The following is a 26,288-nucleotide window of genomic DNA, read 5'->3' on the forward strand; positions in this document are numbered from 1 at the left end:
AAAATTGTAACAACTCCATTGACCGTATACACTTTCATGGATTTGAAACATCTAATCCAGGTTCAAACAAAGTTCACCTCGGAATTTATAGCTCCTAACTCCAGAGTAAACCCATCAGTTTAGGTTGGGAGAAAACTATTCAATATTGAACTGACCTCAGAAAGATTTCATGATTACCTGGAGTATAATCCTCCCAAGATACAAAGACGATATTGTCCAATACATCAATTGTAATAGAAGGACATTCTGAAATACCAGGGTTTGAACTCAAATTGTAGAATGTGTAATCGTCAGTTTGGTTAAAGCTTCTCATAAACAGAAAAATTTCCTTATTAAATGTCGGTTCAGAATCGCCATTAGTATTAGATCCAGGTTCAACAAGACTACCCTCAAATGATGTGAACAATTTATCTTGATAAGCGAATGTATCTAAATTAGCTGCATCAAGAATTTGATTTGCAGATATAGGAATTTGATCGATTGTAAAATTCTGACCACCATCCGTACTTTTTGCAGTAAAAAGATTTCCTAATTTATTTACAGAATCCTTCTGTACCCATGTTATGTATACATATTTATCAAAAGCGGAAACTTGTGACTTACCGCTGCCAAAGCTGTCATCATGATCGAATCTAACTGGGCTGCTAAAACTTTTTCCAAGGTCTTCGCTCTTAATGAAATATATTCCAGGCTTATGATCCGGCAACTCCTGTTGCTCTTGAACGACACTAGGATGGAACCGGTTATCGGCGTCTACATTCCAGGTAATATACACATTATTCTCATCTGCAAACACTTTTGGATAGGAATCGCTGCTATAACCTGAAAGCAAGGTTTCGCTGCCAAAGGACTTACCCATATCATCACTAACCCGCAAAGCAACCGAAGAATGAGTAGAATTAGATTGTTGCCATACAACGAAGACATGTTTATCATTTGAATAAATATCAGCGTTAGATGCATTGACATTATCGTTACTTAATATAAGACTTTTTCCAAATGTTTCACCTCCGTTTTCACTAGAGCGTAGGAATACTTGTTTATGACCATTAGAGTTGTCAACCCAAGCCAAATAGATATTATTTCCTGATGAAGCGATATGTGGATGTTCTGAGAACCCGGAATTATTGCTGATGTTAAGGGTTTCATTGTTCGAAACATTGTCTAAATTGACGTTTTTAAAAAATATATCATAATTTCTATCTTCTAGATATGAAGCTCGAATCTTAAAGTTTGAATCTTGCCAAACAAGAGACAGGTTATTCTTATCAATGCTTTGGATCTGCCCATATACGGAATCATTCTTATTGTTGCTAAGGTTATACAACTGAGAAAATGCTGAGTCATCAGATTGATTAACTACTTTGGAGAACACAAGATTAATTATCTCATTGTTAGAGTAGGGGATAATATTAGATAATGGAATTATCAGCAAAAATAGGAATATTGTCATTATGCTATTAAAAATTGAACTGACCGTGAATTTTGTCAATAAAGTTACTTGATGGATTATTTTATATATTTTACTTTTGATTCACATTTCATCTAAAGACTACTCAGTCCTATCAGGAAGGAGTGTTTTTCTTTTTAAAATCTAACGACAAGGAATTAATGCAATATCTCAATCCAGTTGGATTGGGACCATCATAGAATAGATGACCTAAATGGCATCCACATTTTGAACAAACTACTTCCTTTCTAATCATACCGTAATCATAGTCCATTTTTTCTTGAATTTTCTGATTACTAGACGGAGCCCAAAAGCTTGGCCAACCTGACTTTGAATCATACTTACTATCAGAATCAAATAAAACAGAGCCACAGCACTTGCACATATATACACCATTTTCTTTATTGTGCAAAAGATTTCCTGAAAATGGTGGCTCAGTCCCACGATTTACACATACTTCAAATTCCTCAGGAGTTAATTTTTTTTTAAATTTGATTTAGAATATTCTTCTGACATTTATCGATATAATAATTGACTACATTATTTAAAAATTTAACGATCAGGGAAATTATCTTAATTCTTAAAATTATGTTTATGACAAATGTAACTTTGTATGGCTTCTAGCTTTAATGAAATTACGATTTTCTAAAATTATAAAAGGTCATTCCAGATCTGCCATAAAAATCTAAGGGATTGACATGTCGAAATCACTTTTCAAATTTTGAATCCCAAATGAGCATCCAAAAATAAAAGTTTTTATTTAATCTTGGGGCACTAACCATTGATTAGAAATAGGCAAACGTAAAGTTTTAAACGAAGCTCACTTGAAGGAACTGGTCATGCCCCAGGAAGGAGAGTTATTTGGAAGAGTCATTAAATTAGTAGGCGGGGATAATATCATTGTAAAGAGTAATGACGGAAAAGTTAGGACATGTAGGATTAGAGGGAAGATAAAAAGGAGAATGTGGATACGTGATAATGACTTGGTATTAATTGCACCATGGGATTTTCAATCAGATAAAGCAGACATTATTTGGAGATACATCAGCGCTCACGCAGACAAGTTAGAACAAGAAGGACACCTCGAAGGTTTGAACAGATAGAAATCACAGTATATTATTCCATTGTACCCCGCCACTGACCCACAGCAAAATCATAGTTAGCCTTACACTACGTGTATAACTCATTGCGCACTCTCTGACGGGGATTATTGATTATAAAATTAAACTGCTATATATCATTTAACTAAGAGAATCAGGCCCTGTTAACTTAACGATAAATCTTTAGCTTAAAGACGCTCTATTTCTGTTATGTTAAGTACAAGAAATAAAACATCTTCAGAGCATATTTACTATGGTCTGTATTTGTACTTTCTAGGCTTATCGCTTAGAAATACTGCCAAGGCATTGTCCTTTTTACATATTATCAATAGAAGTCACGTTGCAATTTGGAATTGGATTCAAAGGTATAAACCTCGAAAGGTTTCAACAAGAAGAACAAAAATATCAGAATACCTCATTGATGAGACATTAATAAAAGTCGGCTCAGAATACTCCTGGTTATGGGCAGCAATCGAACCAGAAAATAGGCAAATTCTCGCACTCTTTCTTAGCTAATAAATCCAAGGAGAGGAACATGCTTATCGCAGAGAGATTTATTTCAGGTCTGATCAAGATTCACGGAAAACATGTCGTATCAACAGACGGTGGAACCTGGTACCCAATGGCTTGTAGATTCCTAAAACTAAAACACCATATCAATTCCTCATTAGAGATAAGCCTGATTGAAAGAACTATGTAGTACATCAAGGATCGAACTGAAGGATTTGACGATTACTTTCCATGTAGTAAAGAGAAGTGTAAACTAGATGTCAAAAACTGGTTGAATCTATTTGTAAAAATACACAACAAGGAGGTGCCAGACGCCTAAGTTAACAGCGCCGAGAATCACAGTAACTAAATAAATACCCCTTTAGCAACAAATGATCGTGCTTTACATGAGATTCATAAGGCTGCCGAGACACCCTGGAAATCAAAAATGAGCATTGTCAATGACATATATATAAAAAAAGAAATCCTGTATTACTAGGTTCCATCTAAACAAGACCACAAATCCTTATACGATGAGAACCTTATCAAGTTTCAGGATTTTAATTACTGCTGATAAGTTGAATTCGAAAATAGTTATTAACGTACGCAAGTTAAGATTATCCAAAACTTGAGGATGAATTTCACCGATCTCTCCAATTACATCATCTACCAGGAAGATTTTTGCAGAATGGCCTGGAAGAAAATAAGCAATGTCATATCTTGGTGTAGTAACAAACGCATTAAAACAATATCTCATGAAAGATTCCAAATTGGATTTAATTTCTGTATAGTCTGTCGTATTGTGAGCTATTGAAACACAGAGTGACCAATTTTCTCTGATTTCATTATTTGTCGTTGAGAATGTCTTACCTATCTCAAATAATTTTTGAGGATATTTTTCATGAATATTGTTAGAAAAGGTGTTTATTAAAGAGGGAATTAGACTGTTCCTCAATAACTCAAATTCGGTATTTTTTGAATCACCCAAAGAAACTAAATTTTTATCTAAGTGAGCATCTTCCAAAAAAACATCTTTGACCAAGTTTTTTGATATTACATTAGAATTGATAATTTCCATAAATCCGAGGCCAATTAATATATCACGCACTTTATCAAAAATAATAGATTGACTATTCTTTCGGCCAGGAAAATAAGTAACAGGGTATAATGGTCCTAAATTGAAGATTCCATAACCAATAGCTACCTCCTCGGATACATCTACTTTATCAAACAAATCTATTCTATAACTAGGTATTGTACATTCTAGTTTCCCATTACCTTTGTCTATACCTTCACATCTACTTCTCTGAAGACATACCAAGATTTCGTCATGGGTTAGTTTGAGTCCTAATATCTTATTGATATAGTCAAAATCCAAATGTATTCGATGTGGTTCCAATATTGGAGTAACAATTTCTCCATAAAAAGGAGAATCAACCATCAAAGAATACAAATCAAATCCCATATCGCTCAATTCAAACGACAGGATTGAAAGTATATCCTTAGCAGACTTAGAATTCACTGAAGTAACTTCTATAAATAGATTACTAGTTAACAGATCAACTTTTGTTGTGTTTCCATTTATAATAGGTGGAAATGAAATAACGTTATCCTTTGAGTCGATTAAAATAGGAACTATATCAAACTTTTCCAAAATGTGACCATACTTTTTTCCAACATCAAAACCTGTAAGGATATTGTCAAGGCTGTATTCTTTATTTCCATCTAATGGCACAAATTTGATTCGTCTGGAAACCCCTTTGTATGAAAGCGGAAATGTCAATGCATCATAATTATGTAAGCCGATTGAAGACTTTTTTCTCTTTCTACCTATTCCATTATGCAAATCTTCTTGCATGGATATCAATTGTGTTAATTCTTTGTCATTAATAGGAAAATCCCGTTTGGCAATTAAACCATAAATAATGGGTCTTACATCTTTCAAATGTTCATCTACTCGGATTAAACTTGAGGACGGCTGAAGATCTTGTATATCAGGACATCCTAATTCTACATTCAATATACCTTTTAGAGCTCTTACGATTCCGTTCTCAGAAGAAAAATCTGGTCGATTGGGATTAAACTCTATCTTAATTTTATCATTATTCTTGTCAAATCCTTCTATATCGAGACCCAAGTATGGTAATTTTTCAATAATTTGATCTAAAGCCCTTCCAGGAAAGATTCTTGAGAGCAAAGATGGTCTAAGGCTTACTACAGGCATTTAGGGACACTCTTTAGCCAGGCTAAATTATTTGAATATAATTCACGTATATCATCAAGATTAAAGCGTAACATGGCCAATCTTTCAAAGCCTCCTCCCCATGCCAATACAGGATTTTTTATTCCCAATGGTTTAGTTACCTCAGGTCTAAAAATTCCCATGCCAAACAATTCTATCCATTTATCAAATTTCTCATTATATACCATTGATTGAAGAGAAGGTTCGGTATAAGGGAAAAAGGTAGGCCAGAACTTGATTCTTTTTTATCCCAAGTTTAGAATAAAATTCGGATTGAATTCCGATTAGCTGTCTTAGATTGGCATCTTCATTTACATAAATCCCTTCAACTTGATGAAATTCAACAAGGTGCTTAAATGTCACCTTTTCGTTCCTAAAGACGCGACCTATAAGAAAAACTTTATCTCTCTCCGGTTTACCTTCTGACAAGTATTGGAGTGTAACAGGAGTGGTGTGAGTCCGCAAAACGTATGGTTTAGATTCTTCAATATTCCAATCATACTGCCAATTTTCCCTATGGATTTTGGATACATGCTGCAGTAAGGAAGTATTTTTTGGCAAAGGAGAATAGAGATCCGTTTGGGATTTCAGGTAGAACGTATCTTGCATCTCCCTAGCTGGATGATCTTGTGGAATAAATAATGCATCAAAATTCCAAAAACATGACTGAGTAAGGTTACCATCAATCTCACTAAAACCCATACCGACCAATATTTCCTTGACTTCATCTATAAAATCGATCAAAGGGTTCTTTTTACCATAATTGAGCAATGGCAATGGGGCTTCTACATCAATCTGTTCAAAAATTAGATCTCTCCATTTGCCAGATATTAAAACATCATGAGTCATTTTTCTAACAACATTATCGCAGGTTAATAACAATGAATCAACAAGAGGTATACTAGTTTGCGTAATTTTGTATTTTTTGGCTACCAATTTCTCTGTAATTAAGATATTATGTCGTTTTTTTAATGATTCGTATGCTTTTTTATCTTCGTTCTCAAATAGCGATTCTAACGCTGTCTTTGTATTTTTTAATTTGTCCATGAAGTCCTCCTCACTCGATGATTTATGCGAATCTTGGAGAAGAATTACCTTATCATCAAGTATATTAATCCAGTTATTTTTCTTGCAGAACCGAATCGCTCCAAAAACTTCCTTTTCGTTTCCTCTAAACTCTTCGCCGTTTATGATTTCTGACAATTTGTTTACCCCCTTCTTTACAATATTGACAAGTTTCCTTTCAGGGAGAACAAGGTGCTCATTATCAGACATATCAGGATGTAAAAAGACTTTGATGTCTGTATCCTCACTGATTTGAATGAGGTTTTTATACCTTAACCATTCAACCCCTCTTCGCACTTGGTCTACTGACAATTCTGAACTTTTTATTAGATCAGACTCGGTCACCCATTCAGCCTCTACCAATCTCAGTACGCTCAGAAGCTTCTTCTCAATGGGATGCAATGATGAAATCGATATTTTTGAGTTACCTTCAAACTTAGATATATCCCTGCTTGCTGCTTCATCCTTATCCATTATATAAGTAGAAAACTTGTGCAAGTATTTTTAAACGTTTAAACTTTGGTTATTTAAAGAATAATTTAAGGATGTCAAGTGAAAAGGAAAGCGTTTCATTTGAGAAAAGCAATATGACGTTAGATTCGAGTGACATAAATATTGAAAATGATTCAGAATCATATTCAATTGGAATCAAAGATTTTGTCGTTACCCCCTGGGAAGTAGAGGGAGATATTGACTACTCTAAGTTGATCGAAAGATTCGGTACCCATGCCATAGATGATACTTTATTTGAAAAAATTAAGTATTTTACAGGAGAAATACATCCATTTCTCAAAAATAGATATTTTTTTTCCCACAGGGATCTAGATGTGGTTCTAGATGAATATAAGAGAGGCAACAAGTTTTATCTTTATACAGGGAGAGGTCCCTCCGGCTTGGTTCACCTGGGACATTTGATGCCATGGTTATTCACAAAATATTTACAAGAAAAATTCGATGTAAACCTAATATTCCAATTGACAGACGATGAAAAGTTTCTATTTAACGGTAATTTGGATCTGGAAGCCATTCAAAAATATACATATGAAAACATATTAGATATCATTTCGATAGGTTTTGATCCAAAAAGAACCAAAATCATTGTTGATACCAAACATATTAAATATTTGTATCCTATATCTATTGAAATTGCGAAGAAGATCACTTACTCCACAGCAAAAGCCGTATTTGGATTTTCTAATTCTTCTAACATTGGGATGATAGGCTTCCCTCCTGTTCAGGGGGCGCCGTGCTTTCTTCCATCAATAATCGAGAATAAACCTACACCTGTGCTGATACCAGCCGCTATTGATCAAGATCCTTATTGGAGGGTGACCCGAGACATAGCGGAAAAATTGGGTTATCCCAAACCAGCCCAGATCCATAGTAAATTTATTCCAGGACTTACTAGTGTAGGGAAAATGTCATCCTCAAAGCCAGAAACTGCATTATTTACCGTCGACGATCCAGAGATCCTGGAGACGAAAATCAAAAATACCTTTACTGGGGGTCAACCAACAGTAGCTCTCCAACGCAAATTAGGAGGAAATGCTAATATTTGTCCAGTGTATTGGTATCTGAATTATCTCTTTGATTCCGAAAAGGAATCTCAGGAGAGATACAATGACTGTACGAGTGGCAATTTGCTCTGTGGAGAATGTAAAGGCGACATGATAAAAAAAGTAAAACCATTTATTAAAGATATACAAACAAAGAGAGAAAAGGCACAAAATTTGATTAAGGATTTCATGATTGACGGAAAAGAGTTTTTTGAAGATGACAATATTGGTTTTAATTAACCAAAATCTTTGAATTCAAGTTGAATTTTAAATTTATTTGTCAAGATAGCTACGAGGCGGAAAAATTAACAAGTATTTTTGCTCTGCAAAAGGATAATACACTTTTTGTCAGCAATATCGTAAGAATAATCGATAATGAGGTTGTCGTCAAGCTAAAAGATGGTTCTCATCACAGCATTATGTTTAAGGATGAAATAAATTCATACAAGTTAGAACGATTCTTCAAGGAACTTTTGTCACGAAAGGGGCAAGTCACTGATACAAAATATGTAGGGGATGTAGCTTTCATAAGATTAAGTGAACCTGTAACTTAATAGTCCAAATTATTGAAAATTTTTTTACACATAATCCCTATTAAATTCATCCAGAATTAGTTGGTAGACTTTCTCAAAATATAATGTCGTCGAGTATGGCATCAATGGAATAAAATCTCTTATAGTTTCAAGAACCAAAGGAACCGCACGTTTTGATAATTTAATTTCAAATTTCATCCATAGGATCCGATTCTGTGTAAATACGATTTTTTCACCTAACTCCCTGTCACAAACTTCCTTAGCCTTGTCCTCAACGCGCTTGTACCAATACGCAAGAACCTCGGGGTCCAACCCGCCACTAAGATTTGTAATGTCATTACAATAATCGAGTATTAAATCGTCAATTCCATTCTTCATCTTATAATGTTAATTTCAACCTAAAAAATTTATTATTGGGTATTAAATTTATTTGATAAAATAAGATTATTTTTTATTCTTTACTATATTGCCCTTATTATCTATCTCATTGGCTCTTATACGACTGGAAGAAATCGGTAACCCATCTTTGGCTAATTTCAATTCAACTGAAATTATATCAATTGTTGGGAGACCCATTCTTGTTCTGATTTCATTAACTTTTCTGCCCTTGTAACTTGTTTCGCTACTAGCTACCATACAATCAACTTTTTCAGAGAACATTAATGGTCCAAAAACATCCTCAAGCTTTGTAATTTCGTACTGAGTGGATCCAACTTCACTATCGATGATATTGACTAAATGGCGTTTTCGAACTTCAAATGAATTATTTATATTTTTCTTTAATTTTTCTTTTACTAAAGTATCTGATGATAAGCCTATTATAACGAATTTTCCCTTCTCAAACGACTTTTTTAAAAGTTCAATATGACCAGTGTGTATAATATCAAACGTACCGCCCATGGCCACACAATCATATTTTTTCAATATAGATGTCAATTCTAAAAATAATATAAAATTATTTATTCACAATTAAACTCATGGTTTGACAAATTTATAAATACCTAATTGAGGATAAATAATTATTGTCATCTACAGTTGCAGAATATATCTGTGAAGATTGTGGTTCTCTATTAATTCATTTAAATCCAACTACACTGCAGAGCATAATAGAGGTTCACTCACAATTATGCCCCATAAAAAGACAAAAAATTCTTGCGAATGCAGAAGCTGAGAAACTAAAGAAGGCATCCGGAACAAGGAATTCAAACATCCCAGTTCAGGCTACTCAAATAGTCAGTGGCGCTCCACCTAGTCCTGCTTCCATACCACAACAAGTTATCGCACCTAGTATGAACCAAAGTGGCGGCGGTTCATCACTTCCGCTCACTGGAACTGGAACAGACTACCAGACAGCAGAAGGACCCATAGATACTGGCTTTAAATCAAAGAGACAGCCAGCAGGAAAGTTTCAAGGAATCCAAGTATGGGGTCCATACGATGCACCTGGACAACTCGGGATTTGGGGCACGGATGTGTGCGTTGATTTTGACATTTGTATTTCAGATGGTGCCTGTATTGATGCATGCCCAGTGAATGTTTATGAATGGCTAGATACGCCAGGACATCCGGCTTCCGAGAGGAAACCATTTATGATTAGAGAAAAGGATTGTATTTTTTGTTTGGCATGCGAAAATGTCTGTCCTCCACAAGCTATAAAAATATTTGTGAAATAGCATAGTGCAAGTCTGAACTATTAGATTTGACTATCCTCTTTTACATATTTATAAATCCTATAATTCAGGTTATTATTGTACTTCATAGCAGTATCCCACTTTGAATTTCGATCATCATATAGAGCTATAAAGTATTTCTTTTGGTTGAGATCAAGATTATGATAAATGTTTTCACCTACAATTACTTCCCCAGGATAAGATAATGATGTGATTTTAGCAGCTATACTGATACTAAACCCTATCAAATCTATATGAGCATGAGCAATATTTTTTCCATACAGTAAAACAAGCGAATTTCCATACTCTATACCAATCTTCACAGCAATCTCAGGGATTGAATGTTTCTTAAATACGGGGTTGATCCCGTTTCTCATTACATTCTGTATATGGCGTGCACAATCCAAAGAATTTACTATTGCCTTTTTTTGATCGTAGTCTGATGGGAATAGACCGATTACAGCATCTCCCACGAATTTTAGCACATACCCCCCGAATTTTTCAATAGATAGGCTTACCTCTTGGGAAAAGATTTGGATAATCAGGGCCAAATCTAGTGATGAAAGGTCATGAGACATTTGAGTAGAGCCTGCAATATCCACATACATAACCACAACATTTGTTTTGGTATTGACCTTCCTTTCTAAGTACTTCCTACACGAATCAGTAGACAGATCAATAAGCAATTCTTTATTTTCTAGACTATGTGACACACGGTCTTGTACGCTCCTTACAAAATCAAAATCTCCTGATCCAAAATTTTTCATCTAGATCTGAAAATGACAATTCTGCCTAGTTTATTCGTTATGAGCAGTAATTCTAGAGGTGAATCTGATTCTATCCCCATAATTGGAGTAAGAACTTCATACATGATGCGAACCCCAAGTCATAGATAATCAAGTTGACCTATTATCATTTGTGATTTTGTTTTAATAAGACTTGAAGAGAATCAAAATTTCACGTCTAAAAAAACTGACTATATGTCTAATAAAACAATGGATAAACAAGGGCAAATAATCTAAAACAGTTTTTACTTTAGATCATTCTTCCTTAGAGTAAATGATGTTATCATCCGAAGACCAAAAATTCCTGCGAAAAATATTATAGTATTGTAGATTTCTGGGCCCGGGCCATCTTCATATAGACTCGAAATTACTAAAATGAGTCTTAAAACTGCATTGGCACATTCAAATTCTAGTGCAAATAATAATCCATTGGCTAATAATGAAATTGAAGAGACTTTTAGTTCATTAGTACCATTATCTGATATAACTTTAAATCGCTTCATAATAGCATGAAAAACTCCCATACTAGTTGGGAATTTTTTTGAATCAACGTCTAAGACTCTATTCAGTAGTAACATTAATAATTGTCCCATAGTAATCAATATGATACTAATTGCGGCTATATCGATGGCGTATATCAAAAAAAGAAAAAAAGTATCTAATGTAAGCATTCTACCATCCTGTCAGATTCATACGACAAATGAGAATATTTTTTTAATATCTACTAACGTACTTAACATTAGGTCATCTTGTTGTGCCTTTCTATTTCCTTTGGATAGTGACCAACTTAATACTATTCGAATAGTAACGATTACCCCCAAAATCAGTAGTTTTTTTATTCCTGGAATCTGCATCGTCTTAATTATATCACTTCCTATTTCAAAATCTAACGCTAGCAAGATGCCTCGGGCTAATCGTAATCTGATTGATTCCTTTTCCATTGTTTGATCCTTAATTGGATTCTTAAGGATCTTGAGAAAGGAAATTACCGCCATAATAACCGAAATGATGATAACTGAAGCAGCTAGTATAGCAATTCCGAAAGTAATCAAGTCGATATAATAAGATCGGATTGAATCGATCGGAATCAAGCCATTCAAATCAAGTATCACCTCTTTCACTGGAAAAGGTATCAATCTATCATGTATTTTATTTTCATCTATTTTATGTTATTGTATAAAGAACGTAGTATTACCAAGGAATATTTATTCACGAAATAGATCATGTTTGAATAGTAACTCGTTGCGATCAGCATCGATATCAATTGCTATAACTACAGGAGTATCTATAGACTTTATTGCCTCTCTTAAAATGGAAGAAAATTCACAAGTACTGGTTACCCTATACCCCTTTGCCCCAAAGCTCTCTGCAAGCTTGACAAAATCAGGATTGTTGAAATTAGTGAAAACACTCCTACCGAATTCCAATCTTTGTTTTGTAGATATCACACCTAAATCCGAGTCAACCCATACGACAATAATGATTGGAAGTTGTAATCGTACTGCTGTTTCTAGTTCTTGAACATTCATTAGGAAACCACCATCCCCACACATCGCCACCACCTTCCGAGTGGGGCACGCTAGTTGAGCACCAATTGATCCGGGAAGCGCAAATCCCATCGAACAAAATCCATTACTTATTATGCAGGTATTGGGACTAAATGTCTTGAAGATTTTTGCTATCCAAAGTTTATGAGCTCCAACATCAGAAATCAATATATCATCTGAAGAAAGAACACTTCTAACATCATGAATTAATTTTTCAGGTTTGATCGGATAAGATTCGTCATCAATAAACTGCTCAATACGCCAATCCACCTCTTCTTTAATTTTTTTTAATCTTGACCTCGCTAGACTTACTTTTTGTTTATTAATAGAATCCATTTGAATTTCGTTCTGGTATATCTTTACAGAATTTATAAGTAAATTTATAGTTAATTTCAAGTCACCAGAAATTTCTATATCAGGATTATAAAAGTTGTCAACTTCTGCAGATGTAGAATCAATATGAATTATTTTTTTGAGATTAAATCCATTCCAATTTTTAGGGCTGTATTCAACCAAATCATATCCGATAGAAATTACAACATCAGCTAATTTCAAAGCGTGTAAAGCATAGTCGGATTCCTTTATGCCAATAGTGCCCATATGAGTTGGAGAATTATCAGAGATCACTCCTTTTCCCATAAATGTGTTCATCGAATAAAATCCGGTCAATTCTGCAAAACTTCTAATAATATTTGAAGCGTCATTTCGAATACAACCATTCCCAACTAGAATAACAGGTGCAATTGACATCAATATCATTTCAGTTGCATCGTGCAACCTTGATGGTGTCGGACATGAATGAATGCCATTTTTACTACTAAGAGGTTTCAACGCTGATTCCATTTTTGCCACGTCAACAGGCAAATCCAGATGAGTTGCCCCTTTTTTTTCTTCATTTGCAATCTTGAATGCTCTTCTTAGAATTTCAGGTATCCCGTCAGCATCTCTTATAGACCACGTCCATTTGGTAATGGGAGTAAACATAGTTACAGGGTCCATATTCTGATGAGATTCTTTATGCATCTTGGTAATTTCAGTTTGACCGGTAATCGCAAGGAGCGGTGATCGGTCCATATTAGCACTTGCTACACCCGTAGTAAGATTAGTGGCGCCTGGACCAAGTGTTGCGAGACAAACACCAACCTTGTTGGTTAATCTACCATAAACATCTGCCATAAATGCCGCCGCCTGTTCGTGTCTCACCAAAATAAATTTTATAGTTTGTGATTCTGAGATTGATATCATAAGATCATTTGTTTCCTCACCAGGGATTCCAAAAATATATTTGACATTTTCGGCCTCAAGGCACTTTACAAATAGATCAGAAGCCTTCATCTATTAGAGGATGCAACATATCAATAATAAAAATATGATCCAATGGTATAATTGATAATGATAAGAGTGAAACATGATTATTCTAACAATAAACGATGTGAATTGCATTCACATCTCATTGCGTGTAATATATAATAACCAAAGATCAGTAGAACGGCAAATCCAAAGTTATTAAAGTCCTAATAGTGATGTGTTATCATAATTTAAAGAACAAATTTGTTTCAAAATTTAATTCTATTATTCATATAACGCCCTTGTCATATCCAAAAATTTTTATGAATTAGTCCTAAAGGAATAAAAAGAAATATTATTGCTGGAATTCCATTGCTTATTTATGTCACTGATTAAAAGTGAGCCGATAAACAAAAAATTTAAATCTGACCTCTCAATTCTTAGCCCACTCCTGTCATAAAAAAAGGGGATCGAAATCAAGAATATTCACATATTACCTAATTGACTTTTGAATCACTTTATATTTCACGTCAAATAAGAAATTTACATGTCACTAAGTATCTTGATACCAATATTTATTGGGGTCGTATTAGGCTATGGGTCCGCTTATCCGCTACAGGAAAGTAATAGTCAACTTTCCATAAATGATACCAGTTTCCTACCGGATGCTTCTTCAAATTTTTCATTCATGTTAAACCCAAATGGTTCAAACGAGTCAAATGGAATGCAAATGGGTAACCAACCGTCAATGAATTCATCCAACTTAAACGACTTAATACTATTAGAAGATCAATTAAAGTTGGCCCAAGACAAAATTGAGCAAGCGGATATTAAAAACAAGGATTGGACAAATTATACAAGTAACAAACTAGGTTTGTCTTTGGAATATCCCATCGACGTTCATCTGCAAAAAGAGGGGAAAGAATCTCGATTTGATCCCGATAAGGATTTAAAAATAGGCAGTATTGAGAAAGATGGATTCAGTATTAGCCCTAGTATTTATGGCCAAAATTCTACTGATTTTTCAAATGTTGTTCTACAGGCAAAAGAATCTCATCTTAACATGAATCTAAACGATTCGTATCTAATGTTAGTGGAAGATATTACACCAATGAGTATTCATGATGATATCGGTTTGTCCTACTTAATATCATTGATCGATAATGGTCTAGAAAAATCCCTTTTTGTATCTAACAATACGTTCCTTTCTCATAACGATAATATTTATAGGTTCGTGTTTGTTACCAATACTGATCAATACAATAAAACGAATGCAATATTCAATCATTTATTAAACTCAATTAGTTGGAATATCAATCAGGATAATATTAGTTCGACATCTATTGTTCATGCGAATCAAAGCTCTCTGCTAAATAATACTATTACTACGATTAATAACCAAACCTTAGAAAATAACACAGCAACTATTGAAACTACTCAAGGTCCAATAAAAATCGAGTTTTATCCTGAGGTAGCTCCTAACCACGTTAAGAATTTTAAAGATCTCGCTAACGACGGTTTTTACAATGGAGTAGTATTTCATAGAATAGTACCAGGATTTGTAATACAGGCAGGTGATCCAAACACAAAGAATAGTAGCATTAGTCGAGATACTTGGGGGACTGGTGGTCCAGGGTACACTATAAATCAAGAATTTAATACCATACCTCATGAAAGGGGGATATTATCCATGGCTCGCATGCTTGATCCGAACAGCGCAGGATCTCAGTTTTTTATTGTGTTGAATAATTCAAAATTTTTAGACGGCCAATACACAGTATTCGGAAAGGTTACAGAGGGTATGGACATTGTAGATAAAATAGCTAATGTTACCACTAATTCAATGGATCAGCCCTTGAATCAAGATTTAACAAGAATAAACAAGATATCGATTAATTAGGAATAGACCTTGAACAAGAAATAGCTATTCAGCTAATAGATCAGATAATTACAATTATTTTTTGAAATGTAATCTTAGTCATTGGTCATGAATAAGATTCCATACATAATTTATAAAATTCTTATCGATTCAAAACATAATCCAAAATTACATTCGATTTAAAACTTCTATCTTTTAGATGGGAAAATGCCGGACAAAATAGTCCAATTCATATAGTATAGTATTCATTGATGTAATTTCCTCAGGAGGTTTAGTATTGATATTAGTGATATGGGCATTTACATCACAATGTATCTATATTGCAACTCATGAAATGAAATAGATGATACTTAAATCGCCGAATCCTTAAACGTTAACTCGAAGTTTGGATTATTTTAAATTAAGTGCAAGATGTTCGACAGTAGGAGTGTACTGGATTCAGGCATGCGAACGGTACAAACAGATGAGGCGATACTTTCATGATCAATCACGAGCCCATATGAAATCCTACCTGTTACAGTTATAGCACAATCTAAACAATCAGAGAAATTACTAATTCTCATGAATGATTTAGAAGGTGCACTCTCAATACCTTCATCAATTACTACAGTATCGATAGTAATTTCTTCAGTAAAAGACATGTGGTGATACGAATGTTACCTATGTTATCATTCTGAATAGGATAAGGCCTACAAACAGAATGATCGATGAACATTTTTAACCTTAACTCACTTGATGTCGCTGACCCAACTGGCAAAATTGATTCACAGGGTTATTCAATACAGACCGTTCATTGGAATTTTCTTGGTCCGGAAGGAGTGCACTATTTCCAGATAATAAACTACCATCTCTAGAAATAACCTGTCCATTTTGTATGCCGATTGTGATTGTTATGTATTCTATTCTACTCCACTTCCATTACCTCTTTGGGATAAAGCGCCATTTTGTGCGTAGGATGATAATTGAAGGTTAACTGAAACTAATTCAAATGATAATGTCATAATGATAAAAAAAACACCGTTAAACTTAATCTTCTTATTGTTATAAAACTTAGAAATGAATTAAAAATATAATGACTATTGTTGATTTAAGCCTTTTCAAATAATAGAAAATTTAAAAATAAATCCAGAAGTAAGATATAATCTACTTGCCATAGATCAGAAATAACGAAATGATTACAAAAATGATAAATCCAAGTTGGAATAGTCCGGTTAAGGAATAATTACCATTCAAAATTTTTATTCAAGTATTTGTCGACAATACAATAGGTATTTTATCCATATCCATGGTTTTTTTAATACTTTTCTAAAAGTTTGTTAACGTTATTAATTAGTTTAATCAATGAAAATGGCTTATGCATAATATCATCGATTTTGACTCCGGTGTTCAAGTTATCAGATACCTCGAGTTCAGAAACGTCATAAGCAGACATCAAAATTGTCTTGATCAATGGATCAATGCATTTGATTTCATTTATTAATTGATAGCCATTAACTTTGGGCATACGGATATCTACAAGGACCATACAATACTTTTTGTAATGCTCTTTCAGTTCATTTAGAGCTACTGCAGAGTCATCAAATGTAACTACTTTGAGCTTTTGTAACTCTAATGCCTTTTTATAAACAAAAAGCAAATCTTTTTCATCGTCAATGATCGCTATGCTACGACCACCTACTCGATTATATGATGTTCTAGGAGTATAATTGGGCAATATATATTATAAATAAACCAAACTATTAATGTTTTTGCAAAATAATGGAAATATATAGCAATTATATTACTTACACTAAGCAAGAAGGGTAGGTAATTCAACCAGTCTATCGGATAATAATGATGATGAAGATGACAAATTATGACTATAATGATTATTTACCCTGATGGTAATAAATAAGCTATTTAATTTTTGAATTTGATCGAAAACACAAAGAATCTTTTTTATTTATATCTCCTTGCTTTGTTAAAATTGTTGTTAGATTAGATAATCAATTTAAAGAACAAATTGTATTTATTTAGCCAACTCCATAATTTCGTCTGTTTGGATTTCTTATTTGTAATGGTTTATCACCCCTTATCCGTATTGCATCAACCTTAGATCTAAATATTGTAAATTCTCTTGTCTATAACAAACTAATAGCATCCGCTTTGTCATCAGTCATTCAATCATGTTTAACAATAAAATAGATATTTTTATTACCCTCATTTTCCTCCATCCTTTTTTTCTAGATTTACTAAAAGAGATAGATATTTTATCTAATATTTAGATTATCAGAGAATCTCAATAATCATTTATTTGATTGACAAGAATTTCTCAACGTCATCTAACGAATAATGTACTAAATAATCCTGAATACTTAATACCTGTAAGACTAACCTTGCTCCAATATTTCTCGAAAATAAATTCTCCTTTGGCGATATTGAGAAACTAAATTCACTTTTAGATTCATGGAAATATCGCTACCGATGAAGGTAATTTTCACCCCACAAGACGTTCCCGCTGTGTATTCAGCAAAGGCTTCCAAAGTATTATATTAATAACCCCTCAAGTTTAATAAAAAACGCAGTACGCTCCGGTGGTGTAGAGGTTATTAACAAAAGTAGCCACACAGTCCGGCTAAGTATTTCGCCCTCTCAAGGTTCTTTCTCGCGAGGAAACTCTCAAGAAACAACGATCCCGGGTTCAAATCCTACTGATTTCGGATATTTGGACAGAACTGTCTTGGCACCAGATAATGACTATGATGCGAATCGTGTAAGATCAATCATAGAATATCAGGGTTTTTGGATTTTATTTGGGAAATATCTGAGTGGATTCAATGGCCATAAGACGATTAGCAGCCGAATATCATATGCCAAGCGGTATTATAATTTACTAATAAGTAGAAACTTTAGTGAATTGCATGACCTATCTAAGGACATCAGAAATCACGTCATGAAAGCTTTGGCAGCTTTATCTAAGTATTTGGGAATATATGATAAATGGAAGGAAATTGTAGGAAGATACAACCTAAAGTGGTCATCCGGGTTCAATGGTTAGAGGTATTTAAGAAAATTACAAGTTCCAGCGACGATCTCGATTCTTTGATTAAATCAATAAGAACTACCCTTCATAATGAGATAATTCCATCAGGGTATAGAAATTTGATATTATACAGTCTACTTACAGGATTGAGGGTCGCTGAATCGATTGAAGTATAAAGATACTCAAAGATGACAAATTGAGGGATAGATATGTTTCCGCCGATCCAACCATGATTAAACATTACGAATTTCCTGACATTTTTATCAGAACTACAAAGAAGGCTTACATAAGTATCATAAATAAAGACATAATCGATCTTGCAATGTCATGTCCAACCGTCAATCTTAACAATTTCAGATCTTTTTTTACAAAGAGAAAGATTCCACTAAACATGAATTATTGCCGAAAGATATTTGCAACGTATCTCAGAAATAAAGGAATAGAGCCAGAAATAATCGATCTCCTACAAGGTCGTATACCCCAATCTGTTTTCTTGAGACACTATTACAGGCCGAATGTTGAATATCAACGAATAGGAGTAATATTATCAGACCTTAAGGGTGTTATTCTGAAGGGGTAAACCATATATTCCGAGATTCAAGATACCAATATTGATCTCGTTTGGGATGTTTTAACAAAAAAGATAAGCCCGGTGCTAGATGAGTTGATGAAGACAATAATGGATTATATATCATCAGTGACCACCATATCAGAATCTTTAATTACAACTTTGCATGGTATTTGTCATGAAATATATTAACTTCATACTTTTGTTAATGTCTTTATCATTTCTTTACGCTCTATTAATAAGTACTAATTCACCATTGGCATTACAAACACATAGTTGGATATATGCTACTTCCTCTCAACAAGAAGGCAATAACCAGGAAGAAACGCAAACTTCATCTGAAAATGAAGATGGTCCAGATGAAACAAACAGTGAATCAGAATCATCACAAGGAGATACAAATTCTGAGTGGTCTGAAAGTGATGTAAAGGATAATGATGTTTCCTCAACTAACCAAAACTCCAATTGTCCCAACATTACTAAAATCTCTAATCTTCCCCTATACATTGGCCTGGATGGATGTCAATTTCCATGTCCATCTTTTGATAGCAACGACGAGAATAATATTCCAGAAGGATGTCCCATAGAACCAGCAACATCACAAACTAACACTGGGTTCTCTGTTAAGGAAGAGAACCCAACACAAACGCCATCTCAAGAACAACAACAGATTGAACACCAAAATAGTCAGGACAGTCCAAACCAAAATGCCTTTGTTAATCCTGCAATTAACAGTGATACTAGCACTGCTGTTTCTGATAATGAAGCACCAACAACTACTCAGAAATCATTTACTCCTTTGGGTAAACTTAGAAGTGGGTCCACACAAACAGAATCAAACATACCTTTGCTTTCAAATGATGTATCCAAGCCCTTCACTCCTGGTGGTGGAAATACAGGTGTGGAGGGAATTCCAAATCAACCAAATACAAATCCTCAAACACCTATAGACCCAAATAATATACCAACCAAAACAGAAGGTAGTTGGGCCCATCTGACTGTTAGTTCCAATTTTACCACGGATTATAAAACTCCACATTTCGCTGTAGTGTGTGTTCATACCTCTAATCCAAATGAGATAAAAGCTAACCCATATTGTCAAAATGTTGCACTTGCCTGGGACTTGTTCTATACCGTACAAGCCCCAGGCTTAGTAGGAATAAAAGTTGACACTAATTTTGATCTAGTTAGAAGCAGTTGTGACTTTTATATTTATCCTAAAGAATCCAAATCATGTTTTGTGGAATTTTTCGATTTTAAACCGAGGACAGAGGCAAACAAGGAGCGGTCGTTTAAAGATTGAACCTCTGAGGAGAAATAATCAGCATTAGTATTACTTGAGCGGTCTTGATCCCTGACCTTATGAAATTAAGATAAACAGGTGTTATTGTTGTAATGGTTTCGTAACTTATCTAAGTAACAAAAGAATAGAGTCTTAAATTATTGATTTACTTCAAGGAAGGATTAGTAGTTCTGTTTTTGTTTACCATTATTACACACCAGACATAAATGAAATTATTACTAAGATGATAAGGCCGGTGTCGGATGAATTACAGAAAGAATTACTTTCTTGATTCTAAAAGTTCCATTCAGATAAACAAATTCTTTATAAACATCTTTGCGTGGTATTTGTTATGAAGCGCATTATTAATGACGCACTGTATGTTTTGACAGTTACATTCCTATTTTATCTGGTGACAACAATGAATTCACCATTTGTGCTGATTTCACTAGATCGTTCTTATCCCACATCGTTTAGTCCTGCAGGCAAGTATAAGCCGGGATCTGGACAAACAGAGCTAAGTATTCCTCCTTCATCAAACGACCCGGCCGTTCCTTATACTCCTGGTGCTGGAAATGCTGAAAGCAAGGGCTCTTCAATAATACCTAAGAATGATACCGATCCTCAAACGCCGATAGAACCAGGCAATATACCGACTAACATAGGAGATAGATGGGCGCATCTGGCTGTTTATTTCACCACTACCTCAACCAATCCTATGTATTATTGTATTGCTACATCTGTCCCCCCGCACTATACTAATTATAAAGCCAATCCATACTGCATTCAGACTAACGAGGACACAAGCACTCTTCATTTGCTTCAAGCACCTGGTTATCTAAACGTGTCTGTTGGAGGATTTGTTGGTAATGTGGGTGGTAATTCAGATTGTTTTTTTTATATTTATCTCTACCAATCCAAATCCTGTAATATCAATATTATTGATTATGACAAACAATGAAGTTAACTAAAGAAATTAAGACCAAAAGAGACCGTAACGACCAACTTATTGATTTTACAATGTATGAAATGCTATCATTTTATTCATTTTGAAGATGAACCCGTAGAGTCTGAAATTAAATTTAGGTATTGCAATACTGATAAGTATATTACGTTATAGTATTATCTCATAGAGTTCCAATGTGGTATCAACATTTGCGTTTCTTTTTTCTTATCGGACGATTCAATAGGTCCATATACATCTTATCAAAGAATAAGTAGGACGTTGCGTAACCTTTTCATACAAGAAATACTCTTGTTCATGATCGCATTCTAGGTCTCTTTACCATTGCGGTTTTTGCATAGATTATGAACTTAGACTTCAACATCTACCATTAATATTTATGAACTGAAATCTGGAATATATTAGATTTTGTGATTGATTATTTTCGTTCGGCCGCTCCAAAGGAAAAGTTGAACTTAACGATATATTACTTTTAATCGTTAGGATAATCCAGAAAAGATTCTTATCATGGTGTTTGTCTGTTTTTAGCGTCCGAAAGAAGAATATATCATGATATTAAGACAATTATACAAACTCCAATAAGCATTCATATATTGAAAACCACTATAGTATTAGGGGTAAACAGATTGATTACACCGTTCTGAAAGAACCGTCGAAAACCTTGAATATAGATAATTCAATGAACTGAATTTTTTGATTGGAGAAAGTTTCACCAATTTTTACACTTAGTGGCATAAGTCGTATTCTTTTATAAGCAAATTTGCTTATATTATACGTGGATCATTAAATGAAAGACTCGGTGCTATTTAGAAATATAGGAAAGTTCTGGAAGAGGACAAGCAATAACTCTGCGGCAGACAAAAGTCTGATAGATAATTTGAAAGAGGCTGAAGAAAATGCCGATATAAAGGAGAAAACGCAGGAAGCTAGTAGAAAGCGGCGGTTATTCTTCCGAAAGTAAAGTCGAAATTAACTAGAATATTAGCAAGAATTTGTACTGAGTAGTACAGAATTTTTAATCATTACTTCAAATACTTGTCGGTTCTGCAATTCTGACATTGAATATCGTAACCGATATCTCTATTTGCAAAATGTATAAAGGTATTGCAATTGCGACAATATGTAAAGACTACCGGATGACCGTACTTGTCTTTAGCATCTTTGATTTCTTTAGTTAGTTCCATGTAATTACTTCGCCTGTATAACATTCAACCGTTTAATTCAAATAATTAAATATTTTGGATTCAGTGGTGATCGTTATTTGTGGCTGTGATTAATACTTGATTAGTATTAATAAATCCATTATATGAATCGTATATTTCTGAGGTAAATTGCTCATATCCAACATTTGACGACGATATTAAGATCAAATTGGACATTACACCAATTGATTGATTATTGTTACTATAGTTTGATTGTAATTATTTGATTTGGCCACTACATAGAAAAGATAATAAACTATAGCAAGAACCTTGCTGAAGTAACACAATAATTCGATGTATTATTTGGGATCCTATATGTCCTTGAATCCGAAGCCGGTTTTCTCCAGCTTGAAAAAGAATTAATCAATAGTTCGTAGAATCTCTATTTTAAGTTAATTAGATATTATATGAGTAAACTATTCTTTTGAATATTGTCTTATGACTAATTAATCTAAGAACAAACATAATTAAGTTGATTATAAATCAATATCAACGATTAGTTGCTGGAAATTATAGAGTTATTGTTAATTACATTGACCTATTATTGTTTAAAAATGGGTGATAAGATATTTGATTTACATACGCTAGAGATTAAGCTATTTAATAGGGCCGCTGAAACGGCAATGAATATTTCAAATAATAATTTTGATTGGAAAAGAGATATGCGATATACTACCTACAATACGCTTTCTTCTGTTATTCGTTTTGCAAAGCTATCTGTCATATTCAGAGATCAATATTTGGAGAAGGACGAATGGTGGAATCCTAACTACGACATTTACTTTTCATATCTGGATCAGTATGACGGTAGCAACGTTTATGATAAAGCAACAATGAGATTTTTACGCCGTCAAACAATATCCAATGATTTTATTAAGACTATGATCGTAGGATTATATGCATCATCTTTCTCAATTTTGGATAGTCGTATTAGAGTTTTTTATAACTATTTACTAAATCCATCTGAAAAGGGAGAAACAAAGGAGGGTAACTTTAGTAAACTTATAGAGGGAATATTAGATTTCTTGAATTTAAATTCCAAGAGTGGTTGTATTGAATTGTTCCGTAATGCCCGAAATACTATCCTCAATAATGGGGTATATAATCAAGACGAGGATACTGTCGATTGCGGTGGAAAATCATACAAATTTGAGAAAGGTAATCCACCAAATTATGGTGATTCCCTAGACCTATTGATATTGACAATATTACCTGAAGTTCTAGAAATATTGGATAAGATAATCTCTCGGTTGTTGGTTGAACGGATCATTCTGGACCCCTTTGCGAAAGAAAATTAACAATAGAGTACGGTCATTATTGCTATTACCGGTAGGAATTTGGTTTTAATTTGCATTAACGAGATTAATATTTACAGTAATAAATACTTTATGATATAGCCTTGAATCACTCTTGCACTACAGCACTAATATCCTACTTTAGAACAAATCCGGAGATGTCGATGCTATAGACCACTGGTATTAGAATACTATAAAACAATATAGCTCTACAGCGGCCGAAACAAATCAACATTAAACGTCAATCTAATAATGTAAACTAAGAATTATTCTGGTAATACAAAGTATCATTTAAAAATTTGTTGATACTATCTATGATAAAAAAAAATGAATTTATACGTCAGCTATGCGCTAGTTACTTGCATCTAGATTCATAATTTCCGTCAGAATCATATGACCACTTGCAGTTTGTATGTCCAGATGGGCCATTCTCATTAGATCCACCTTTAGAATCATATTCGCCGGTTTCAGGATCGTATGTGTATTTACTATGAGAATTATAATTGTAGTCTTTTGGTTCGGCGCTTACTTCTTGAATTATTATAGCGCTTACCGTGCTCACGGTTGAGATTATGGCAATGATTGCCAATCAATGTATCAACATCAAAATATCATAATAAGGAGAAATATAAAAACGTTATTGAATATAATTAATTAAGAATCGTTTATTATTAAAGAATTAAAGTTATTAAAAAAAATTTCAACAAATTTCAAAAAAGTTGAATTTCCAATTGAAATTTTATAAATCACAGCAAATGACAAATAGTGATATTTCATCAATTTGGTGAGTAACGGTAACGGCCTACCAACCAACATAAACGACAATGTGTTCTCAAACAATAACTATAATACATCTGTCCCAGAATGGCTATACGAAGATGAGGACGTATCTTAATTGTTGTACTTACAAAGATAGGTTACACTTTTAGTTACTTACACGGGTTACATCATGTTGCTTAGTTTTCGTATGTATCGCGGATATAATTAACCTTTGTAGAAACTTCTCTGATGAAGTGAGACCATTAATTCCAACGTGTTCTCTTGAATCGTTATATGATTTCACAAACATGTCATACCTTAGTTAACCTTATTCTAAATTTGGGATATCTTCCATCTTTAGAAACTCATTCCTTACTATTTTGTTATATGCTTCTATCTTTCCTTGCATCTGTGGATAAAATTTAGGTATTGGTTTATCCTTAATAATACTGTGTACAAGAAAATGTTTGAATCTTTTAAATATAAACTGCTTTCCGTTATCATGCATCACAGTCTTGGGTTTACCATTGACCATTATCCAATCCTCTAGTACATCGATTACGTCAATCGATCTTTTTCTTTCAGACCATCTGCTTGCAGCTATCCTGGAACAATCATCTAAGCAACTGATAAATACTTCTTTGCACCAGAATTGTTAAGATAGAATGGTCCCAGAATGTCCGTCTGCACCATATCATTAGGATGTTTTATGGCAAACCGCTTATACTTTCTTCTATTAAATTGTCACTTGGGGATGTTAAGACCATGTTTCTTTAGTACCTTGTATACGGTTCTTGTGATTCATGACAATCCAATAGTTCTTTTTAGTCTAAACCTGATCTTATAGCAACCAAATTTCTTGGTTATCCTAAAATCAAGTATTGTTTCTTCTACTTTAGATGTGATCTTCTTGTACTTGATATTGTGGGGTCTTTCACAGAGATCTGATAGTCCATCTATCCCCTTCTGACTGTACCTGCTCTTCCACTTTTAGTAACTCTTTCTGGATATACCGTATCTTTTGCAAATATTAGATGCAGTATCACCAGTCCATTCCTTTTCATGCATTAGATTAAACCTGCTTCTTTCGATTTCTATATGGGTTCACTTCCTGACACAACCACAAAAGTGTAACCCATATCTGTAAGCTATAATGTCACCTATATCTGAACTTGCAACACTTAGTAGACTAATTCGTTTATGAAGACCTCTTTAAAGTGCAATTATTACCAAGATCGAAATAAATGTCAGTTGTTTCGCAAAAATTACTGCTTTGGAATTCGATCGTTGTTAGTAATACTCTCGCTTTGGAGCTTGATGGGGCCGAAAAGACAACATACATCCTTGAATCAAAACATGATTAACCCTGATTAGCAGAACTAATGAAACGATAAAACTTTCTGATAAGAAGTCAAACGTTACTTAATCTTCAATTTATTTAATATCAAAAGAGAATAGAATGGTCAATACTTGTCAAGATTAACACACTCATCCATGGTTAGTTGTCCAATAACCTTAGAATCAGTCAAGTATTGGGTAAGTTATTGATAATTTGGCTAATAACCCCTGCACTCGATATAAAATAAATAGTCA

General features: G+C 33.8%; 27 protein-coding genes. 12 read left to right on the forward strand and 15 right to left on the reverse strand.

The window, feature by feature from the left end; all coding sequences use genetic code 11:
- Positions 1–139: 139 nt before the first annotated feature.
- Complete coding sequence (locus AAGU22_RS09070) at positions 140–1,492, reverse strand: hypothetical protein (RefSeq protein ID WP_458718796.1); 1,353 nt, start codon at positions 1,490–1,492, stop codon at positions 140–142.
- Positions 1,493–1,565: 73 nt separating this feature from the next.
- Entirely contained in the window at positions 1,566–1,946 is a 381-nt protein-coding gene (msrB, locus tag AAGU22_RS09075) for a peptide-methionine (R)-S-oxide reductase MsrB (protein WP_458721767.1), read from the reverse strand.
- 295 nt (positions 1,947–2,241) lie between these two features.
- Between msrB and AAGU22_RS09080 the strand changes: the two genes are divergently transcribed.
- The 3 genes from AAGU22_RS09080 to AAGU22_RS09090 all read left to right on the forward strand — a co-directional run bounded on the left by AAGU22_RS09080 (position 2,242) and on the right by AAGU22_RS09090 (position 3,250).
- Positions 2,242–2,553 (forward strand): translation initiation factor eIF-1A, encoded by a 312-nt coding sequence (locus AAGU22_RS09080; RefSeq protein WP_458721768.1) that lies wholly within the window; start codon positions 2,242–2,244, stop codon positions 2,551–2,553.
- Positions 2,554–2,760: 207 nt separating this feature from the next.
- Complete coding sequence (locus AAGU22_RS09085) at positions 2,761–3,066, forward strand: hypothetical protein (protein ID WP_458718797.1); 306 nt, start codon at positions 2,761–2,763, stop codon at positions 3,064–3,066.
- A gap of 19 nt (positions 3,067–3,085) precedes the next feature.
- A complete protein-coding gene (locus AAGU22_RS09090) occupies positions 3,086–3,250 on the forward strand; it encodes a hypothetical protein (protein WP_458718798.1) in 165 nt (54 codons plus the stop codon).
- A 315-nt stretch (positions 3,251–3,565) separates the two neighbouring features.
- On the opposite strand, the gene pheT is transcribed toward AAGU22_RS09090, so the two are convergent.
- Genes pheT through AAGU22_RS09105 form a run of 3 tightly spaced genes read right to left on the reverse strand, consistent with a single transcriptional unit; the run spans position 3,566 to position 6,820 of the window.
- Positions 3,566–5,263, reverse strand: a complete 1,698-nt coding sequence (pheT, locus tag AAGU22_RS09095; RefSeq protein ID WP_458718799.1) for a phenylalanine--tRNA ligase subunit beta — start codon at positions 5,261–5,263, stop codon at positions 3,566–3,568.
- Positions 5,254–5,469 carry a tRNA ligase subunit PheS family protein gene (locus tag AAGU22_RS09100; RefSeq protein ID WP_458718800.1) on the reverse strand — a complete coding sequence of 72 codons (216 nt, stop codon included), beginning with the start codon at positions 5,467–5,469 and terminating at the stop codon, positions 5,254–5,256. Before AAGU22_RS09100 ends, pheT begins: the two co-directional genes overlap by 10 nt.
- Entirely contained in the window at positions 5,459–6,820 is a 1,362-nt protein-coding gene (locus AAGU22_RS09105; protein ID WP_458718801.1) for a tRNA ligase subunit PheS family protein, read from the reverse strand. Before AAGU22_RS09105 ends, AAGU22_RS09100 begins: the two co-directional genes overlap by 11 nt.
- 71 nt (positions 6,821–6,891) lie before the next feature.
- Between AAGU22_RS09105 and AAGU22_RS09110 the strand changes: the two genes are divergently transcribed.
- Both AAGU22_RS09110 and AAGU22_RS09115 read left to right on the forward strand, forming a co-directional pair.
- A complete protein-coding gene (locus AAGU22_RS09110; protein WP_458718802.1) occupies positions 6,892–8,142 on the forward strand; it encodes a tryptophan--tRNA ligase in 1,251 nt (416 codons plus the stop codon).
- Between the two features lie 20 nt (positions 8,143–8,162).
- Positions 8,163–8,456, forward strand: coding sequence for a hypothetical protein (locus AAGU22_RS09115; protein ID WP_458718803.1), 294 nt, complete (start codon positions 8,163–8,165; stop codon positions 8,454–8,456).
- Positions 8,457–8,480: 24 nt separating this feature from the next.
- Here AAGU22_RS09115 and AAGU22_RS09120 read toward each other — a convergent pair whose 3' ends face one another.
- Both AAGU22_RS09120 and AAGU22_RS09125 read right to left on the reverse strand, forming a co-directional pair.
- Positions 8,481–8,813: a hypothetical protein gene (locus tag AAGU22_RS09120; RefSeq protein ID WP_458718804.1), complete on the reverse strand. Its 333-nt coding sequence runs from the start codon at positions 8,811–8,813 to the stop codon at positions 8,481–8,483.
- Positions 8,814–8,879: 66 nt separating this feature from the next.
- Positions 8,880–9,359: a phosphopantetheine adenylyltransferase gene (locus AAGU22_RS09125; RefSeq protein WP_458718805.1), complete on the reverse strand. Its 480-nt coding sequence runs from the start codon at positions 9,357–9,359 to the stop codon at positions 8,880–8,882.
- A 98-nt stretch (positions 9,360–9,457) separates the two neighbouring features.
- Here AAGU22_RS09125 and AAGU22_RS09130 point away from each other — a divergent pair, with 98 nt between their 5' ends.
- A complete protein-coding gene (locus tag AAGU22_RS09130) occupies positions 9,458–10,108 on the forward strand; it encodes a 4Fe-4S dicluster domain-containing protein (RefSeq protein WP_458718806.1) in 651 nt (216 codons plus the stop codon).
- A gap of 20 nt (positions 10,109–10,128) precedes the next feature.
- Here the strand turns inward: AAGU22_RS09130 and AAGU22_RS09135 are convergent, their stop codons facing one another.
- The 4 genes from AAGU22_RS09135 to AAGU22_RS09150 form a co-directional block, all read right to left on the reverse strand.
- Positions 10,129–10,872: an adenylate/guanylate cyclase domain-containing protein gene (locus tag AAGU22_RS09135; protein ID WP_458718807.1), complete on the reverse strand. Its 744-nt coding sequence runs from the start codon at positions 10,870–10,872 to the stop codon at positions 10,129–10,131.
- Between the two features lie 263 nt (positions 10,873–11,135).
- Entirely contained in the window at positions 11,136–11,561 is a 426-nt protein-coding gene (locus AAGU22_RS09140; protein ID WP_458718808.1) for a hypothetical protein, read from the reverse strand.
- 18 nt (positions 11,562–11,579) lie between these two features.
- Entirely contained in the window at positions 11,580–12,011 is a 432-nt protein-coding gene (locus tag AAGU22_RS09145; protein WP_458718809.1) for a DUF1622 domain-containing protein, read from the reverse strand.
- An 84-nt stretch (positions 12,012–12,095) separates the two neighbouring features.
- A complete protein-coding gene (locus tag AAGU22_RS09150; RefSeq protein WP_458718810.1) occupies positions 12,096–13,772 on the reverse strand; it encodes an acetolactate synthase large subunit in 1,677 nt (558 codons plus the stop codon).
- A 499-nt stretch (positions 13,773–14,271) separates the two neighbouring features.
- Here AAGU22_RS09150 and AAGU22_RS09155 point away from each other — a divergent pair, with 499 nt between their 5' ends.
- Positions 14,272–15,624: a peptidylprolyl isomerase gene (locus AAGU22_RS09155; RefSeq protein WP_458718811.1), complete on the forward strand. Its 1,353-nt coding sequence runs from the start codon at positions 14,272–14,274 to the stop codon at positions 15,622–15,624.
- 374 nt (positions 15,625–15,998) lie between these two features.
- On the opposite strand, the gene AAGU22_RS09160 is transcribed toward AAGU22_RS09155, so the two are convergent.
- Both AAGU22_RS09160 and AAGU22_RS09165 read right to left on the reverse strand, forming a co-directional pair.
- Positions 15,999–16,244 (reverse strand): hypothetical protein, encoded by a 246-nt coding sequence (locus tag AAGU22_RS09160; protein ID WP_458718812.1) that lies wholly within the window; start codon positions 16,242–16,244, stop codon positions 15,999–16,001.
- Between the two features lie 653 nt (positions 16,245–16,897).
- Positions 16,898–17,317: a response regulator gene (locus tag AAGU22_RS09165; RefSeq protein WP_458718813.1), complete on the reverse strand. Its 420-nt coding sequence runs from the start codon at positions 17,315–17,317 to the stop codon at positions 16,898–16,900.
- A 1,265-nt stretch (positions 17,318–18,582) separates the two neighbouring features.
- On the opposite strand from AAGU22_RS09165, the gene AAGU22_RS09170 reads away from it, so the two are divergent.
- The 5 genes from AAGU22_RS09170 to AAGU22_RS09190 all read left to right on the forward strand — a co-directional run bounded on the left by AAGU22_RS09170 (position 18,583) and on the right by AAGU22_RS09190 (position 23,939).
- Positions 18,583–18,801, forward strand: a complete 219-nt coding sequence (locus tag AAGU22_RS09170; RefSeq protein WP_458718814.1) for a hypothetical protein — start codon at positions 18,583–18,585, stop codon at positions 18,799–18,801.
- Between the two features lie 20 nt (positions 18,802–18,821).
- Positions 18,822–19,205 (forward strand): integrase, encoded by a 384-nt coding sequence (locus tag AAGU22_RS09175; protein ID WP_458718815.1) that lies wholly within the window; start codon positions 18,822–18,824, stop codon positions 19,203–19,205.
- Between the two features lie 166 nt (positions 19,206–19,371).
- On the forward strand, positions 19,372–20,496 hold the full coding sequence (locus tag AAGU22_RS09180; RefSeq protein ID WP_458718816.1) for a hypothetical protein: 1,125 nt from the start codon (positions 19,372–19,374) through the stop codon (positions 20,494–20,496).
- A gap of 331 nt (positions 20,497–20,827) precedes the next feature.
- A complete protein-coding gene (locus AAGU22_RS09185; RefSeq protein ID WP_458718817.1) occupies positions 20,828–21,436 on the forward strand; it encodes a hypothetical protein in 609 nt (202 codons plus the stop codon).
- Between the two features lie 1,759 nt (positions 21,437–23,195).
- The gene (locus AAGU22_RS09190; protein ID WP_458718818.1) at positions 23,196–23,939 is read left to right on the forward strand and encodes a hypothetical protein; all 744 of its coding nucleotides are present in this window, start codon (positions 23,196–23,198) and stop codon (positions 23,937–23,939) included.
- 352 nt (positions 23,940–24,291) lie between these two features.
- Here the strand turns inward: AAGU22_RS09190 and AAGU22_RS09195 are convergent, their stop codons facing one another.
- Together AAGU22_RS09195 and AAGU22_RS09200 are read right to left on the reverse strand one after the other, a co-directional pair.
- Entirely contained in the window at positions 24,292–24,525 is a 234-nt protein-coding gene (locus tag AAGU22_RS09195) for a hypothetical protein (RefSeq protein ID WP_458718819.1), read from the reverse strand.
- Between the two features lie 498 nt (positions 24,526–25,023).
- A complete protein-coding gene (locus AAGU22_RS09200; RefSeq protein ID WP_458718820.1) occupies positions 25,024–25,230 on the reverse strand; it encodes a hypothetical protein in 207 nt (68 codons plus the stop codon).
- Positions 25,231–26,288 lie beyond the last annotated feature (1,058 nt).

The sequence above is a fragment of the Candidatus Nitrosocosmicus sp. R genome, from assembly GCF_054408505.1.

Coding starts and splice junctions, on each gene's coding strand:
- AAGU22_RS09090 (WP_458718798.1), top strand. CDS start 3,086: ATGCTTATCGCAGAGAGATTTATTTCAGGTCTGATCAAGATTCACGGA.
- AAGU22_RS09110 (WP_458718802.1), top strand. CDS start 6,892: ATGTCAAGTGAAAAGGAAAGCGTTTCATTTGAGAAAAGCAATATGACG.
- AAGU22_RS09135 (WP_458718807.1), bottom strand. CDS start 10,872: ATGAAAAATTTTGGATCAGGAGATTTTGATTTTGTAAGGAGCGTACAA.
- AAGU22_RS09140 (WP_458718808.1), bottom strand. CDS start 11,561: ATGCTTACATTAGATACTTTTTTTCTTTTTTTGATATACGCCATCGAT.
- AAGU22_RS09180 (WP_458718816.1), top strand. CDS start 19,372: ATGAAATATATTAACTTCATACTTTTGTTAATGTCTTTATCATTTCTT.
- AAGU22_RS09170 (WP_458718814.1), top strand. CDS start 18,583: ATGGAAGGAAATTGTAGGAAGATACAACCTAAAGTGGTCATCCGGGTT.
- AAGU22_RS09190 (WP_458718818.1), top strand. CDS start 23,196: ATGGGTGATAAGATATTTGATTTACATACGCTAGAGATTAAGCTATTT.
- AAGU22_RS09185 (WP_458718817.1), top strand. CDS start 20,828: ATGAAGCGCATTATTAATGACGCACTGTATGTTTTGACAGTTACATTC.
- AAGU22_RS09100 (WP_458718800.1), bottom strand. CDS start 5,469: ATGGTATATAATGAGAAATTTGATAAATGGATAGAATTGTTTGGCATG.
- AAGU22_RS09150 (WP_458718810.1), bottom strand. CDS start 13,772: ATGAAGGCTTCTGATCTATTTGTAAAGTGCCTTGAGGCCGAAAATGTC.
- AAGU22_RS09105 (WP_458718801.1), bottom strand. CDS start 6,820: ATGGATAAGGATGAAGCAGCAAGCAGGGATATATCTAAGTTTGAAGGT.
- pheT (WP_458718799.1), bottom strand. CDS start 5,263: ATGCCTGTAGTAAGCCTTAGACCATCTTTGCTCTCAAGAATCTTTCCT.
- AAGU22_RS09160 (WP_458718812.1), bottom strand. CDS start 16,244: ATGTCTTTTACTGAAGAAATTACTATCGATACTGTAGTAATTGATGAA.
- AAGU22_RS09120 (WP_458718804.1), bottom strand. CDS start 8,813: ATGAAGAATGGAATTGACGATTTAATACTCGATTATTGTAATGACATT.
- AAGU22_RS09155 (WP_458718811.1), top strand. CDS start 14,272: ATGTCACTAAGTATCTTGATACCAATATTTATTGGGGTCGTATTAGGC.
- AAGU22_RS09200 (WP_458718820.1), bottom strand. CDS start 25,230: ATGGTCAATGGTAAACCCAAGACTGTGATGCATGATAACGGAAAGCAG.
- AAGU22_RS09085 (WP_458718797.1), top strand. CDS start 2,761: ATGTTAAGTACAAGAAATAAAACATCTTCAGAGCATATTTACTATGGT.